The organism is Phaeovulum veldkampii DSM 11550 (genome assembly GCF_003034995.1).
GTDB lineage: Bacteria > Pseudomonadota > Alphaproteobacteria > Rhodobacterales > Rhodobacteraceae > Phaeovulum > Phaeovulum veldkampii.
The window spans coordinates 1-890 of the sequence record NZ_PZKF01000126.1 but is presented as its reverse complement, the minus strand read 5'-3'; the positions used below and the strand labels follow the sequence as shown (position 1 = coordinate 890).

Genomic DNA, 890 nt, shown 5'->3' with positions numbered 1-890 from the left:
GGGGCTCAAGCGCGACAAGACGCGGCCCTCGCGCGTGCCGCCGCTTCCCAGGGAGATCCGGTTGAAGGTGATCGCGAAGACCGTGCAGGAGACGCCGCCCAATGCCACGCACTGGAGCCGCACGACGATGGCCGAGGCGGTGGGCATATCGCCGTCGAGCGTCGGGCGGATATGGGCGGATGCCGGGCTGAAGCCGCATATCGTGAAGGGGTTCAAGGTCTCGAACGACCCTATGTTCGAGGAGAAGGTCACCGACATCGTCGGGCTCTACCTCAACCCGCCGGATCGGGCTGTTGTGCTCTGCGTCGATGAGAAGTCCCAGATCCAGGCGCTCGATCGGACGCAGCCGGGCCTGCCCCTGAAGAAGGGGCGCGCGGCCACCATGACCCACGACTACAAGCGCCATGGCACCACCACGCTCTTCGCCGCGCTGGACGTCAAGTCGGGCCTGGTCATCGGCGACTGCATGCCCCGCCACCGCGCAAGGGAGTTCCTGACCTTCCTCCGCCGGATCGACCGGGCCGTGAAGAAACCGCGCGACATCCATCTGGTTCTCGACAACTACGCCACCCACAAGACGCCCGAGGTGCAGGCCTGGCTGGAGAAGCATCCCCGGTTCAAGTTGCACTTCACACCCACCAGCGCGTCCTGGCTGAACCTCGTCGAGCGCTTCTTCGCCGAGATCACGGCAAAGCGCATCCGCCGCGGCAGCTACTCCAGCGTCGACGATCTCGAAGGCGCAATCTACGACTACCTGCTCCAGCACAACGCCAAGCCGAAGCCCTTCGTCTGGAGCAAAACCGCCGAGGACATCATTACCCGAGAGCGCCGCGCACTCGACGCGCTCGACCAAATCAGGGGAAATCGGTAGCAAATGTCGGACTCGGAAC

At 64.7% G+C, this 890-nt stretch carries 1 protein-coding gene; it reads left to right on the top strand.

The features are described from left to right. The coding region (locus tag C5F46_RS16225; protein ID WP_107326317.1) for an IS630 family transposase at positions 1 to 871 on the top strand (871 nt) is incomplete at its 5' end. Positions 872 to 890: the final 19 nt, after the last annotated feature.